The organism is Azospirillum oleiclasticum (genome assembly GCF_013423485.1).
In the GTDB taxonomy this organism is placed as follows: Bacteria; Pseudomonadota; Alphaproteobacteria; order Azospirillales; family Azospirillaceae; genus Azospirillum; species Azospirillum oleiclasticum.
This window is the reverse complement of the sequence record NZ_JABFFR010000051.1, coordinates 21731-34848: the sequence shown is the minus strand read 5'-3', so window position 1 is coordinate 34848 and position 13118 is coordinate 21731. Positions and strand designations below refer to the sequence as shown.

At 69.4% G+C, this 13118-nt stretch carries 13 protein-coding genes; 7 read left to right on the top strand and 6 right to left on the bottom strand.

What is annotated here, in order from left to right:
• Positions 1-52 precede the first annotated feature (52 nt).
• Entirely contained in the window at positions 53-217 is a 165-nt protein-coding gene (locus tag HL658_RS33135; RefSeq protein WP_180286563.1) for a hypothetical protein, read from the top strand.
• 42 nt (positions 218-259) lie between these two features.
• Here the strand turns inward: HL658_RS33135 and HL658_RS33130 are convergent, their stop codons facing one another.
• A complete protein-coding gene (locus tag HL658_RS33130; protein WP_246338172.1) occupies positions 260-994 on the bottom strand; it encodes a phytanoyl-CoA dioxygenase family protein in 735 nt (244 codons plus the stop codon).
• A gap of 364 nt (positions 995-1358) precedes the next feature.
• On the opposite strand from HL658_RS33130, the gene HL658_RS33125 reads away from it, so the two are divergent.
• Complete coding sequence (locus HL658_RS33125; RefSeq protein WP_211109914.1) at positions 1359-2585, top strand: PQQ-dependent sugar dehydrogenase; 1227 nt, start codon at positions 1359-1361, stop codon at positions 2583-2585.
• 10 nt (positions 2586-2595) lie between these two features.
• Here HL658_RS33125 and HL658_RS33120 read toward each other — a convergent pair whose 3' ends face one another.
• Positions 2596-3567 (bottom strand): homoserine O-succinyltransferase, encoded by a 972-nt coding sequence (locus HL658_RS33120; RefSeq protein ID WP_180286561.1) that lies wholly within the window; start codon positions 3565-3567, stop codon positions 2596-2598.
• A 51-nt stretch (positions 3568-3618) separates the two neighbouring features.
• Positions 3619-4620, bottom strand: coding sequence for an ATPase (locus tag HL658_RS33115; RefSeq protein WP_180286560.1), 1002 nt, complete (start codon positions 4618-4620; stop codon positions 3619-3621).
• A 159-nt stretch (positions 4621-4779) separates the two neighbouring features.
• On the opposite strand from HL658_RS33115, the gene HL658_RS33110 reads away from it, so the two are divergent.
• Entirely contained in the window at positions 4780-5550 is a 771-nt protein-coding gene (locus HL658_RS33110) for an SDR family oxidoreductase (protein WP_180286559.1), read from the top strand.
• A 24-nt stretch (positions 5551-5574) separates the two neighbouring features.
• Here HL658_RS33110 and HL658_RS33105 read toward each other — a convergent pair whose 3' ends face one another.
• Positions 5575-6435, bottom strand: coding sequence for a LysR substrate-binding domain-containing protein (locus HL658_RS33105; RefSeq protein ID WP_246338170.1), 861 nt, complete (start codon positions 6433-6435; stop codon positions 5575-5577).
• A 158-nt stretch (positions 6436-6593) separates the two neighbouring features.
• Here HL658_RS33105 and HL658_RS33100 point away from each other — a divergent pair, with 158 nt between their 5' ends.
• From HL658_RS33100 to mobB, 4 genes are all read left to right on the top strand, one after another.
• Positions 6594-8027, top strand: coding sequence for an NADP-dependent isocitrate dehydrogenase (locus HL658_RS33100; RefSeq protein ID WP_180286557.1), 1434 nt, complete (start codon positions 6594-6596; stop codon positions 8025-8027).
• Between the two features lie 406 nt (positions 8028-8433).
• Positions 8434-10353, top strand: coding sequence for an excinuclease ABC subunit UvrC (gene uvrC / locus HL658_RS33095; RefSeq protein WP_180286556.1), 1920 nt, complete (start codon positions 8434-8436; stop codon positions 10351-10353).
• Positions 10354-10417: 64 nt separating this feature from the next.
• Complete coding sequence (gene pgsA / locus HL658_RS33090; protein ID WP_180286555.1) at positions 10418-11020, top strand: CDP-diacylglycerol--glycerol-3-phosphate 3-phosphatidyltransferase; 603 nt, start codon at positions 10418-10420, stop codon at positions 11018-11020.
• A 30-nt stretch (positions 11021-11050) separates the two neighbouring features.
• Positions 11051-11557: a molybdopterin-guanine dinucleotide biosynthesis protein B gene (gene mobB / locus HL658_RS33085; RefSeq protein ID WP_180286554.1), complete on the top strand. Its 507-nt coding sequence runs from the start codon at positions 11051-11053 to the stop codon at positions 11555-11557.
• A gap of 5 nt (positions 11558-11562) precedes the next feature.
• Here mobB and HL658_RS33080 read toward each other — a convergent pair whose 3' ends face one another.
• Positions 11563-12702 carry a glycosyltransferase family 4 protein gene (locus HL658_RS33080; RefSeq protein ID WP_180286553.1) on the bottom strand — a complete coding sequence of 380 codons (1140 nt, stop codon included), beginning with the start codon at positions 12700-12702 and terminating at the stop codon, positions 11563-11565.
• 9 nt (positions 12703-12711) lie between these two features.
• Positions 12712-13077, bottom strand: coding sequence for a hypothetical protein (locus HL658_RS33075; protein WP_180286552.1), 366 nt, complete (start codon positions 13075-13077; stop codon positions 12712-12714).
• Between the last annotated feature and the right edge of the window lie 41 nt (positions 13078-13118).

The following is a 13118-nucleotide window of genomic DNA, read 5'->3' as shown; positions in this document are numbered from 1 at the left end:
CGACTGAGGCTGCAGATTCTTTTTCCGACACGTGAGACTTTCGGATCGGTCCATGGAAAAAAGACAAGGCGGCCCTACCCAGGGTGACGACGACCGGTACCGCCGGCCGCCGTTCGATCCGTCCGGCGCGGAGCGCAGCTTCGTGGCCTCCTGGCTGTCCCGCCAGCCGATCGAGGAACTTGACGCCATCGCCCGCAACCTTCTGACCAAGGGATGACGGCCGGTCCCGTACCGGCCGTTCCCCCACTCCGATGGAGCGTCAGCTGTACCAGATCTGAAGAAGCAGCCGTTCCCGGCTCCTCGGCGGGATGGCGCGGTGGTAACAGGCGGCGTCCTCGAAGAAGCCGGTGCCGGCCTTGCCCTCGATGACGGTGATGCGGTCGGGGCCGTACTGCCTCAGCACCGCCTCGTCCGTGGTGCGGGCGGAGCCCAGCAGCATCTTCAGACGCTTGCCCGTGTGCGACCCCCGCACCAGCGCGTGCGGACCCGCATCCGCATCGACGTCGGTCAGGTAGAAGTTCGCCAGGAAGCCGTTGAAGTCGTAGACGTCGAAGTGCCAGTCGATGGTCTGGCCGCGGCGGCGTCGCTCGTCGTCGCTCACCGGGCTGGGGAAGCTCCAGAACAGGCAAGGCTTCATGGTGCGCGGGCGGTAGCCCAGGAACCGCTCGGCGGCGCGCACCAGCAGCGGGTCCTCGGCGATCCGCTGCACGGTCGCGCACTCCTTGGCGGACGGGATCAGGCCGTGCACCAGCGGCGTGCCGTCGGCCAGATGGCCGTCGACCACATCGGCCCGGCGGAACCGGTGCGGCAGGGTGCGGTCGTGGCACTCCGCATCCTCGGCGAAGCGGACGAGGTCGGCCACGAGGTTGTCGGGCAGGGTCAGCCCGTAGGCGACCGAATCGCGGCGGACGGCATCGACCACCGCGGTAACCGACAGATCCGGAAACAGCGTGGTCTCCACCGACGCCGCCGCATCGGTGTTGGCCGGCCGCATCAGACCCAGGGCATAGCTATAGATATGACGAACGGTCTCAAATCGACCCAAGGCATAGTGAAGATCGCCATCCGCGATTCTGCGTGCTATGGTTGCTGCATTCATGGATTCGCCCCTCGCCACCGCTGTTTCGTCTAGCGGTGTGCATTGTCTGATCAGGACCCCCGCAGGTGAAGACTGTGCTGGCGAAACCAGTGGGCGGCAACGCGGAAAGAGGATTAGCCGCCGGGTCCGGTGGGGCGCATCGTTCGGATGATGCGTTCGGCATAGTCCCGATCGGTGCCGCCTTTTCCACAAGCGTAAGCGGAACGCAACGGCCCGCAGCCGGTTGATCGCACGAGCCGAGGGGGAGGGTGTTCACGGCATGGCACGACCGAAACTGGCGGCCGGGGCGGCCGCGCTTGCGCTGACCGCGACCATGGCGCTGGCCGCGGACCCGCCGCCGGGCACCTTGCGGATCGTGTCGCACGTGACCAAGCCGGAGATGGTGGAGGCCACGCCCGAGCGGGTGGAGGGGCTGTCCCACCCCGCGGGCTTCTCCGTCTCCCGCTTCGCCGACGGTCTGGGAGCGCCACGCCTGATGGCGGTCGCCGATGACGGCGCGGTCTATGTCACACGCCGTGCGCCGGGCGACGTGGTGATGCTGCGCGACACCGACGGCGACGGGCGCGCGGACCAGACCCGCACCGTGTTGGAATTGCCGATGGTCCATGGCATCGCGATCCACGGCCGCACCCTGTATCTGGCGACGGTGACCGAGCTGTTCCGGGCCGAGCTGAAGCCCGACGGGTCTGTGGGCGAGCCGGTGCGGATCATCGGGGACCTTCCCGACGGCGGGCAGCACCCCAACCGCAGCCTGGGCGTCGGGCCCGACGGCAAGCTCTATGTCGGCGTCGGCAGCACCTGCAACGCCTGCCCTGAGATCAACCCGGAGAACGCCACCATCCTGCGCGTCGAGCCGGACGGCAGCGGGCGTGCGATCGTCGCCAAGGGCCTGCGCAACACCATCGGCTTCGGCTGGGAACCCACGACCGGGGTCCTCTACGGCATGGACCAGGGCATCGACTGGCTGGGCGACGACGAGCAGCCCGAGGAGTTCAACCGCATCGAGGAGGGCAAGGATTACGGCTGGCCGTACGTCTTCTCCGACCGGAAGATCAATCCCGCCCTCAAGCCGCCCGGCCGGAACCCGGACGCCTACGCGAAGGGCACCGAACAGCCGATCCTCTACTACACCGCGCACGCGGCGCCGATGCAGATGGTCTTCTACAACGGCCACGGCTTCCCGCCGGAATACCGCGACGATGCCTTTGTTGCCATGCACGGCTCATGGAACCGCGCCATGCCGTCCGGCTACGAGGTGGTGCGCGTGCGGTTCGACGATGGCAAGCCGGTTGCCGTCGAGCCCTTCGTCGGCGGCTTCCTGTCCCGCCAGGACGACGGGTCGTGGACGGCCTTCGGCCGGCCGGTCGGGCTGGCGGTGGCGAAGGACGGCGCCCTGCTGGTCAGCGACGACGCCAACGGCGTTATCCACCGCGTCGCCTACACCGACCCGCAGGTGGGGGAGCGGAGACAGCCGACGAAACCGTGAGCGCCGTCCGTCACGCGGTGTGATACAGCCGGTAGGTCAGCGCCTGGGTTCCGTTGGCAGCCTTCACCTCGGGCAGGCGGGAAAGGTCGTAGGGCGTGCCCTGGTAGACCTCGTTCAGCCAGTTGCCGTAGAGCAGGAAGCCGTGGCTGCGCCAGCGGTTCGGCGGCTTCCGGGCCGGGTTGTCGCCGGGGAAGTAATGGGCCGGGAGCGCGATCGGCTTGCCCTCGCCCGCGTCGCGCCGGTACTCGTCGCCCAGCGTGCACCAGTCGTATTCCAGATGGTTGAACATGAAGACGTCGCGCGTCACCCGGTCGCGGACGAGGCAGACGCCGGTCTCCTCGGATTCCAGCAGGATCTCGAGCTGCGGCACCCGCTCGATGTCGGCGCGGCGCACCTCGGTGTGGCGGGAGACGGGGACGGGGACCTCGTCGTCGAAGCCGCGCAACAGGGGGCTGGCCGGGTTCAGCACGCGGTGCGGGAAGACGCCGAAGGCCTTGGCCGGCAGCTCGAACTTCGGGACGCCATGGTAATGGTACAGGGCCGCCTGCGCCCCCCAACAGATGAAGAACTTCTGGAACACGTTCTCGCGCGCCCAGTCGAAGATGCCGCACAGCTCCCGCCAGTACTTCACATCCTCGAAGGGCAGGGTCTCGACGGGGGCGCCGGTGATGATCAGGCCGTCGAAACGCTCCTCGCGGACACGGCTCCAGGGCTTGTAGAAGGCGGCCATATGCTCGGCCGAGGTGTTCTTGGGCGTGTAGCTCTCGGTGGCGACCAGCGTCACCTCGACCTGCAGCGGCCCCGCGCCCAGCACCCGCACGAGCTGGGTCTCGGTCGGCACCTTCAGTGGCATCAGGTTGAGGATGGCGATGCGCAGCGGCCGGATGTCCTGGTGCACGGCCACACCCTGGCCCATGACCATGACGCCTTCCTGCTCCAGAACGACGCGGGCGGGGAGGTTGTCCGGGACGGTGATGGGCATGGCGGGACGGTCTTCCGGGTGGGGGAACGGTGGCTGGTCAGCGGCGGCTGGTCAGCGGCCGGGCGCGCTGTCGGCGGCGGCGCAGGAGTCCAGATAGCCTTGCAGGATGGGCGCCTTTTCCGGCCGGCGGTCGAGCTCGTCGCGGGCGGCCTCATAGATGAGGTCGAGCAATGCCGGCGTCAACAGCCCGGTGCGCCGCCCCTTGTCGGGGCTGGCCTGCCGCTGCTCCTGCTCGACGCGGTCGAGCATGCCCCACAGCCGCTCCACCGGGATGATCAGGCCCCAGCGCTCGGCGATGCTCCGGTAGCGGACGGCGCGGTCCTCGATCAGCCGGCCGACCCAGCCGCGCGCGATCTCCCGCCCCGGCCGGTCGGCCCGTTCCGGCAGGCCGGCGGTCAGCTCGGCCAGGAGCGGCGGGAAGTAGTAGAGCGGCTTCGGGTAGTCCTTGGCGCGCTGGATGATCACCTGCCGCTGCTCGGGGCTCAGCTCCACATAGATCAGCAGGGTCTGGCGCGTCAGATGCTCGAACAGGCCGGGGGCGCCCATCTCCACGCAGCGGCAATAGAGCTCCTCGATCTCGCACAGCGAGCCGGACGCGTCGTTGACGAAGTTCCGGCAGCGGTAGAGGCCGCGCGCCTTGGCGATGAAGTCCGGCACGTCGCGCATCGACCAGCACTCGCCGCGGCCGTAGAGATCCTGCCGCCGCTTGAACTCCGACAGGGTCAGCTCGTCCTCGCCGTTGCCGTACATGCCGAGGAAGGTGGTCACCGGGGCGAGGTTGTCGACGGTGATGTTGTGGCAGATGTAGATGGAGTCGGAGCGCAGCAATTCCGCGGTGAAGCGGTCCTTCTCCATGATCTTGCGCTTGATGTTGTCGAGGATCGGCTCCGCCAGATAGCGGGTGCCGATGCGGTAGTCGGCCGAATAGTGGAACCAGCCGTCCTCCTCCCGCAGCTTGTTGGCGAGCGTGGTCTTCCCCACCCCCGACATGCCGAGCAGGGTCAGGGCGTGCGGCAGGGCCTGGAAGGCGTCACGGGCGGGCAGTGGCGTCATCGGGCGACCTCACGGACGGGGAAGGCTGGGACGGGCTGGCCGGTTGCGGGGGCGGAGTGTGGCCCGCCGCGGCGCGGAACTCAACCGTCCTGGCAACCGCGGCGGCCTCCGCGCCACGGCGTTCTTGACCGCGGGAGCGTGCCGGGTGCCAATGGCCGCATGGCAGAGATGAAGCGGAAAGCGGCGCTGGTGACCGGCGCCGGCAAACGGATCGGGCGCACCATCGCGCTCGACCTCGCGGCGCATGGCTGGGCGGTGGCGGTGCACTGCTTCCACTCGCGCGACGACGCCGACGCGGTGGTGGCGGAGATCGAGGCCGGGGGCGGCCGGGCCGTGACCCTGCGCGCCGACCTCACCCGCGAGACGGAGGTGGCGCGGCTGGTGCCGGCGGCGGCAGACGCGCTGGGGCCGCTGTCGCTGCTGGTCAACAACGCCTCCGTCTTCGAGCGGGACGAGTGGGACACGGTGACCCGCGACTCGTGGGACCTGCATCTGGAGGCCAACCTGCGGGCGCCCTTCGTGCTGACCCAGGCCTTCGCCCGGCAGGTCGGCCCGCAGGACGAGGGGCTGGTGGTGAACATCCTGGACCAGCGGGTGTGGAACCTGACCCCGCATTTCGTGTCCTACACGGTCGCCAAGTCGGCGCTGTGGACGCTGACCAGGACCCTGGCGCTGGCGCTGGCGCCGCGCATCCGGGTGAACGGCATCGGGCCGGGGCCGACCCTGCGCAACGACCGCCAGTCGGAGGAGCATTTCGAGGCCCAGTGGCGCAGCGTGCCGCTGGGCCACGGCGCCCGGCCGGAGGAGATCGCCGCGGCCGTCCGCTTCCTTACCGAAGCGCCCTCGGTCACCGGGCAGATGCTGGCGCTGGACGGCGGCGAGCATCTGGCCTGGGCGCAGCCGGGCCGCGGGTTCGTGCCGACCGAGTGACATCCTGGACCGGCGGGGTGCCGGTCAGGTGTGGGGCCCCATGCCCCGCTCCAGCGACGACACGATGTGCCCGGCCAGCCGCCGGGCCGGGACGGAGCGGGTGCCGGGGGCCTCGATCAGGGCGATCTCGGTGTCGTCGAGCACCGGCAGCCCATCCTCACCCCCCAGCGTGACCAGACCGGCGGGCACCATGTCGCGCGGCAGCACCGTCACCCCCAGCCCGGCGCGCACCGCCGCCTGGGCCCCGGCGAGGCTGGTGCTGGTGTAGGCGATGCGCCAGCGCCGCCCGCAACTGTCCAGCGCCGCCAGCGCCCGCTTGCGGTAGACGCAGGGGTGGGGGGAGACGACCAGCGGCAGCGCATCCCCCGGGGATGCGGCCATCCACGATGAGGGGCGGTCGAGCGCCGCCCACACCAGCGGCTCGCGCCAGACGCGCATGCCCTGCATCGGCCCCATCGGCTCCCGCTTGACCAGCACCAGATCGAACTCCCCGCCCTGGAAACGTTCCAGAAGATTGAGCGTCAGGTCGGTGGTGACCTCCAGCGCCACCCGCGGGTGGCTGTGGGCGAAGGCCGACAGGACCGCCGGCAGGTGGGTGGTGGCGAAATCCTCCGGCGTGCCGAGGCGCACCATGCCTTCCAGCTCCGGCTCGGTCAGGCGGCCGACCGCTTCGTCGTTGAGCGCCAGGATGCGCCGTGCGTAGCCCAGCAGCGCCTCCCCCTCGCCGGTGATGCGGACGCCGTGGGCGTTGCGCTCCAGCAGGCTGCGGCCCAGCGTTTCCTCCAGCCGCTTCATCTGAAGGCTGATGGTGGATTGCGCCCGGCCCAGCCGCTCCGCCGCGCGGGTGAAGTTGCCGGCGTCGGCTATGGTCACAAAGCTGCGCAAAAGGTCAATGTCCAGGTTCCTTTGTGTCATAGCCAAGGCCTTGAAGTACCGAATGTTACCATTGAGAATCGTAATTCAATGCATTGTAACAATCAAGTTCCCCGATGCTCGTCCACGCCCTAGCTCTGGCTCCGTCACGGACACGAGGAGTTGGACCCATGAGCGCAACCCCCATCACGGTCGCCTACGGCGACGGCATCGGCCCCGAGATCATGGAGGCCAGCCTGCGCGTGCTGCGCGCCGCCGGTGCCGGGTTGGACATCGAGACCATCGAGATCGGCGAGCGGGTCTACCACCGCGGCAACAGCGCCGGCATCGGGCCGGAGGCGTGGGACAGCCTGCGGAGCACCAGGGTCTTCTACAAGGCGCCGATCACCACGCCGCAGGGGGGCGGCTTCAAAAGCCTGAACGTGACCGTGCGCAAGACGCTGGGGCTGTTCGCCAACGTGCGGCCCTGCGCGGCGCTCAGCCCCTTCGTGCCGACCCGGCATCCCGGCATGGACGTGGTGATCGTGCGGGAGAACGAGGAGGACCTGTACGCCGGCATCGAACACCGGCAGACCCAGGACGTCTACCAGTGCCTGAAGCTGATCACCCGGCCGGGGTGCGAGCGGATCGTCCGCTACGCCTTCGAGTACGCCCGCGCCAACGGCCGGCGGAAGGTGAGCTGCTTCACCAAGGACAACATCATGAAGCTCACCGACGGCCTGTTCCACAAGGTGTTCGACGCCATCGGCGCCGAATACCCGGAGATCGAGCAGGAGCACTGGATCGTCGATATCGGCGCGGCGCGGCTGGCCGACACGCCGGAGATCTTCGACGTGATCGTCATGCCCAACCTGTATGGCGACATCCTGTCCGATGTTGCGGCGGAGATCGCCGGGTCGGTCGGGCTCGGCGCGTCGGCCAACATTGGCGAACACGTGGCGATGTTCGAGGCGATCCACGGATCGGCTCCGATGATCGCCGGGCAGAACATCGCCAACCCCTCCGGCCTGCTGCTGAGCGGGGTGATGATGCTGGTCCACATCGGCCAGACGGCGGTGGCGGAGCGGGTGCACAACGCCTGGCTCGCCACCATCGAGGACGGTGTGCGCACCGCCGACATCACCGGGCCGGACGCGGGGGATACCGTCACCACCGCAGGCTTCGCCGACGCGGTGATCGCCCGGCTCGGCCGGCGGCCGACGAGGCTGAAGCCGGTGAACTACGCCGGGGCGACGCCGATGCGGGTGCCGACCGTGGCGCCGCGGGTGGCCGCCGACAAGCGGATCGTCGGCATGGACCTGTTCGTCGAGTGGGCCGACGGCGGGGCGGAGGAACTGGCGGCGCGGCTGCAGCCGATCGCCGGGCACCGTTTCGCGCTCCAGATGATCACCAACCGCGGAGTCAAGGTGTGGCCCGGCGGCCTGCCGGAGACCTTCACCACCGACCATTGGCGCTGCCGCTTCATGGCGGACGGCACAGTGACCCACGCCGAGCTCGCCGGGCTGGTGCAGCGGGCGGCGGCCAGCGGGCTGGACTTCATCAAGACCGAGAATCTCTGCACCTTCGACGGTGCGCCCGGATACTCGCTGGGGCAAGGGCAGTGACGCAACCTCCGGTGCCCGCGCGCACACCCGCGCGGGCACCGGAAAACCGTTCGTCATAGAACGAAGCGGCCCAGACCTGATCCGGAAGGATGGGCCTTATACACAGGCGGGCCAAGCCGCGCAAGCCCGCATTCCGCACCGCCGGGGCTTTTGTGCAACGCACCATGAGCGTCGCCTTGACAAGGGCTCATGCCAATAAATTCAATGACTTAACTGATTTGCCCAAAAATTATGCAGCAGCCGGAAACCGTTGAGCCGCTTAGCCCGGATGTCGGTACCCCGATCGTTATCGACAGAGTTTTCCACAGGTTTCGTGGATAGTCTCGGCTTGCCGTGAGTCGCCTTTTGCGAATCATGCACTTGCGCCGCGGTTGACCCGAATGGGCCGATCCGCGACAGTGCCGCCATGCCGGACACGCTTCCCCCGACCGACCAGACCCCGCCGGAGCCGGGGACGAAGACACGTCGCCGCACCGCCGATCTCGGCCGCGGGGTGGAGGTGATCCGCGACTATCTGCGCACCCTGCCGCAGACGCCCGGCGTCTACCGCATGATCGCGGCCGACGCGACGGTGCTGTATGTCGGCAAGGCCCGCAACCTGAGGCGGCGGGTCACCAACTACACCCAGGTGAACAAGCTGCCGGTCCGCCTCCAGCGCATGGTGGCGGAGACCGAGACGATGGAATTCGTCACGACCCACACCGAGGTCGAGGCGCTGCTGCTCGAATCGAACCTGATCAAGCGGCTGATGCCGCGCTACAACGTGCTGCTGCGGGACGACAAGACCTTCCCGCACATCATGATCACCAAGGACCACGACTACCCGCAGCTCACCAAGCACCGCGGCGCGCGCGGACGGGATGCGGATTATTTCGGCCCCTTCGCGTCGGCCGGCGCGGTCAACCGCACCATCACCGCGCTGCAGCGCGCCTTCCTGCTGCGCAACTGCGCCGACACGGTGTTCGCCAGCCGCACCCGGCCCTGCCTGCAACACCAGATCAAGCGCTGCACGGCGCCCTGCGTCGGCCGGGTCAGCCCGGCGGAGTACCAGGCCCAGGTCGATCAGGCCCGCGCCTTTCTGGCCGGCCGCAGCCGCGACATCCAGGGCGAGTTCAAGGACCGCATGATCGAGGCGTCGGAGCGTATGGATTACGAGGCCGCCGCCCGCTGGCGCGACCGCATCCGCGCGCTGACCGCCGTGCAGGCGCACCAGGACATCAACGCCGAAGGGGTGATCGACGACGCCGACGTGATCGCCGCCCACGCCGACGGCGGCAGCACCTGCATCCAGGTCTTCTTCTTCCGCGGCGGGCGCAACTACGGCAACCGCGCCTATTTCCCCAGTCACGACAAGGCCGCGGAGCTGGAGGAGGTGCTGGCCGCCTTCATCGCCCAGTTCTACGAGAACAAGGCGGCCCCCCGGCTGGTGCTGGTCAGCCACGACCTGCCAGAGCATGACCTGCTTGAGGAGGCGCTGGCCGTGCGCGCCGGGCACAAGGTGGAGCTGGCCGCCCCCAAGCGCGGCGACAAGCGCCGCATCGTCGAGCACGCCCTGACCAACGCGCGCGAAGCGCACGGCCGCCGACTCGCCGAAAGCTCGTCGCAGGCGAAGCTGCTGGAGGGGGTGGCCACGGTGTTCGGGCTGGACGGCCCGCCGCAGCGGATCGAGGTCTACGACAACAGCCACGTGCAGGGGGCGCACGCCATCGGCGGCATGATCGTGGCCGGTCCCGACGGCTTCCTGAAGAACGCCTACCGCAAGTTCAACATCCGGGCACCCGAGGCCGCCGGCGACGATTACGCCATGATGCGCGAGGTGCTGACCCGCCGCTTCGGCCGCGCGCTGAAGGAGGATCCGGAGCGGGCGCTCGGCCACTGGCCCGACCTCGTGCTGATCGACGGTGGGCAGGGGCAGCTGACGGTGGCGGAGGAGGTGTTCGCCGAGCTGGGCATCGACGACGTGCCGCTGGTCGCCATCGCCAAGGGGCCGGACCGCGACGCCGGGCGCGAGCGCTTCTTCATGCCGGACCGCGCGCCCTTCCAGATGGAGATGCGCGACCCCGTCCTTTATTTCCTGCAACGGCTGCGCGACGAGGCGCACCGCTTCGCCATCGGCACCCACCGCGCCAAGCGCACCAAGGCGCTGGGCCGTTCGCAGATCGACGAGATCCCCGGAATTGGCCCCAGCCGCAAGAAGGCGCTGCTGCATCATTTCGGCAGCGCCGCCGCGGTCGCCCGCGCCGGTTTGTCCGACCTGGAGTCGGTGGAGGGGATCAGCCGCACCGTGGCGAAAAAGATCTACGATCATTTCCATCCGGATGGTTAGACTGACGGCCCTTTTCCGTGCTTTAAGGTAGCCCCCGACCCGTGACGATGGACCGTCGCCGACCATGCTGACCAGCCTGCCGAATCTGCTGACCCTGTCCCGGATCGCGGTGATCCCGGTGGTGGTCGGGCTGTTCTTCGTGCCGGAGGGGTGGGCGGCCTGGACCTCCTGCGGGCTGTTCGCCGCCGCTGCCATCACCGACTATTTCGACGGCTACCTGGCCCGCGTGTGGGAGCAGGAGTCGGTGATCGGCAAGTTCCTCGACCCGATCGCCGACAAGCTGCTGGTGGCCGCCACCCTGTTCATGGTGGTCGCCTTCGACCGCATCTCCGGCTTCTCGGTGCTGCCGGCTGTCGTGATCCTGCTGCGCGAGGTGCTGGTGTCGGGCCTGCGCGAGTATCTGGCGGGGCTGAACGTCGGCGTGCCGGTGACGCGTCTGGCCAAGTGGAAGACCACCATCCAGATGGTGGCGCTGGGATTCCTGATCGTCGGCGACTACGGCCCGCGCGCCCTGCCGGTGACCGACATCGGCATCGTCGGGCTGTGGGCGGCGGCGCTGCTGACGCTGATCACCGGCTGGGACTACACCCGCGTCGGCATTCGCCACATGCTGGCCGAACGCCCCCGCCGCGAGCCGCGCGACGCCAAGACCGCGCGCTCCGCATGACGGGTCGGGAATGATCATGCCGAGGCGTCCATGAAGGTGTTCGGCCTGACCGGCTGGAGCGGCAGCGGCAAGACGACGCTGATGGTCCGCCTGATCCCGTCGCTGGTGGCGCGGGGGATCACCGTGTCGACCATGAAGCACGCCCACAAGGGCTTCGACATCGACCATCCCGGCAAGGACAGCCACAGCCACCGCATGGCCGGGGCGACCGAGGTGCTGGTCGGCTCCCCCCGCCGCTGGGCGCTGATGCACGAGCTGCGCGACGAGGAGGAACCGGGGGTGGAGGCGCTGATCGCGCGGATGACCCCGGTGGACCTGCTGCTCATCGAAGGCTTCAAGCGCCACGACCACCGCAAGCTGGAGGTCTGGCGCGCCGCCGTCGGCAAGCCGCTGATCGCGCCGGAGGAACCCAGCATCGTCGCCGTCGCGTCGGACGGCCCGGTGCCGGGGACCGCGCTACCGGTGCTGCCGCTGGACGATGTGGAGGCGGTGGCGGACTTCGTGATGCGGGAGTGCGGGTTGACCGGCCGGGGCTGATCCGGTCAGGCCCGGGCACCGGCGCCCGGGCCGGCGATCCGCTCCAGCAGCGCCTCGAACTCCTCCGCCCGCCGCTCCCACCGCGCGGAGGTGGTGATGTGGTCGACCTGCCGGCGCAGATGGGCCTCCAGGCGCGCGTCGGCGTCGGCGAAGCTGGACAGTGCGGATTCCGTCGCGGCGAGGAAGTCGTCGCACCGCAGCATTCCGTCCCGTGGGGCGACCAGCGCGCCGAATCCGGCCAGCGTCTCCCGCATGGCTCCCTGCTCGTTGGTGATCACGAGGCAGCCGGCGGCCATCGCCTCCATGACGGCGATGCCCGAGGTCTCCGGCACCGCGCAGGGGTAGAACAGGATCGAGACGCCGCGGAGCGCGCGGGCCAGCCTGGGCTGTGGGACCGCGCCGACGTAGTTGACGCCCGGTTGGGCGCGGCACCGGTCGTAGAGCGCCGGCCAGGCCGGGTTGTGGCGGTGCCGGTTGTCGGACGGGTAGATGTCGAAGCTGGAAAAGACGTTCAGCGTGACCGCCGGCTGGCGTCCGCGCAGCCGGCCGAACCAGGACAGAGCCCCCTCCAGCCCCTTGTAGGGCACGCTGGTGAAGGCCAGCAGCGGCGGCCACGCCTTGGCGCGGAGAATCGGGTCGCCGGGGGCGAACAGCCCGGCGAAGCCCGGCGCGATGGCGTTGCGCAGCACATGCACCCGCGTCGGGTCGAGACCACCGGCCGTGACGTAGTTGTCCCGGTGCCAGTCGCTGACGCACAGCACGTGACCGTCGATGTCCACCAGCGTGTGAAGCGCCGCATCGTGACTCGCGGCGTTGGCCTGCCAGAAATTGTGTTCCCAGGCGATCACCGCCGTTGCGGCCGGAAGCGTGCGGCGCAGGTCGAGCGCCGCCGCGGCATCGCTGGTGACGACGACCGCGTCGGCCCCCGTCATTGCCTCCGGCCCCGCCGGCAGGGGAAGGCACCACACACCCCGGACGTCGGACGGAGCCGGCGTGGCGGTGACCATCCGGACGTCGTGACCGCGCGCGGCGACGGCCGCCGCCAGATGGCATTGGGCCGTTTCCGACCCCGCGAGGGGGGAGTGCAGCGGCGTGGCGGCGTCGTAGGGGTGCGAGGAATTCGGGTTGATGAAGACGACGCGCATCCGCTCCCCTCAGACACGCTCGCAGAAGGCCGCCTCCGCCCCGCGGGGGCTTCGGAAGCTGACGGTCGGCCGGCCGCCCGGCGTATGGAAGACGGCGACAAAGCCGTCGGGCATGGCGCCGTCCAGCATCCCTCCCTGGAAACTCACCCGGCCCGTGCCGGCGTCGAGCGTGAACTGGCCAGGCTTTCCTTCGGAGTCGGTGTAGCGTCCGGGGGCGGTCACCTGGAAGTTCATCAGCATCCGCGCGGCACCGTTGGCCCAGCATTCATAGGAGCCGGTGGGCATGCCCGGCGACTGGGCCGCGGCGGCACCCGGCAGAAGGCCCGCGGTGAGCAGGAGGGTGGCCGGGAGGAGGGCGGTCAGGCGCGGCGTCATCGGTCGAGGCTCCGGATCGGACAGGTTGGTGGAAGTCTCGC

What these genes read in the sequence shown, in the direction of transcription:
- HL658_RS33135 (WP_180286563.1), top strand. Translation starts at nt 53, where the DNA reads ATGGAAAAAAGACAAGGCGGCCCTACCCAGGGTGACGACGACCGGTAC.
- HL658_RS33130 (WP_246338172.1), bottom strand. Translation starts at nt 994, where the DNA reads ATGCGGCCGGCCAACACCGATGCGGCGGCGTCGGTGGAGACCACGCTG.
- HL658_RS33125 (WP_211109914.1), top strand. Translation starts at nt 1,359, where the DNA reads ATGGCACGACCGAAACTGGCGGCCGGGGCGGCCGCGCTTGCGCTGACC.
- HL658_RS33120 (WP_180286561.1), bottom strand. Translation starts at nt 3,567, where the DNA reads ATGCCCATCACCGTCCCGGACAACCTCCCCGCCCGCGTCGTTCTGGAG.
- HL658_RS33115 (WP_180286560.1), bottom strand. Translation starts at nt 4,620, where the DNA reads ATGACGCCACTGCCCGCCCGTGACGCCTTCCAGGCCCTGCCGCACGCC.
- HL658_RS33110 (WP_180286559.1), top strand. Translation starts at nt 4,780, where the DNA reads ATGGCAGAGATGAAGCGGAAAGCGGCGCTGGTGACCGGCGCCGGCAAA.
- HL658_RS33100 (WP_180286557.1), top strand. Translation starts at nt 6,594, where the DNA reads ATGAGCGCAACCCCCATCACGGTCGCCTACGGCGACGGCATCGGCCCC.
- uvrC (WP_180286556.1), top strand. Translation starts at nt 8,434, where the DNA reads ATGCCGGACACGCTTCCCCCGACCGACCAGACCCCGCCGGAGCCGGGG.
- pgsA (WP_180286555.1), top strand. Translation starts at nt 10,418, where the DNA reads ATGCTGACCAGCCTGCCGAATCTGCTGACCCTGTCCCGGATCGCGGTG.
- mobB (WP_180286554.1), top strand. Translation starts at nt 11,051, where the DNA reads ATGAAGGTGTTCGGCCTGACCGGCTGGAGCGGCAGCGGCAAGACGACG.
- HL658_RS33080 (WP_180286553.1), bottom strand. Translation starts at nt 12,702, where the DNA reads ATGCGCGTCGTCTTCATCAACCCGAATTCCTCGCACCCCTACGACGCC.
- HL658_RS33075 (WP_180286552.1), bottom strand. Translation starts at nt 13,077, where the DNA reads ATGACGCCGCGCCTGACCGCCCTCCTCCCGGCCACCCTCCTGCTCACC.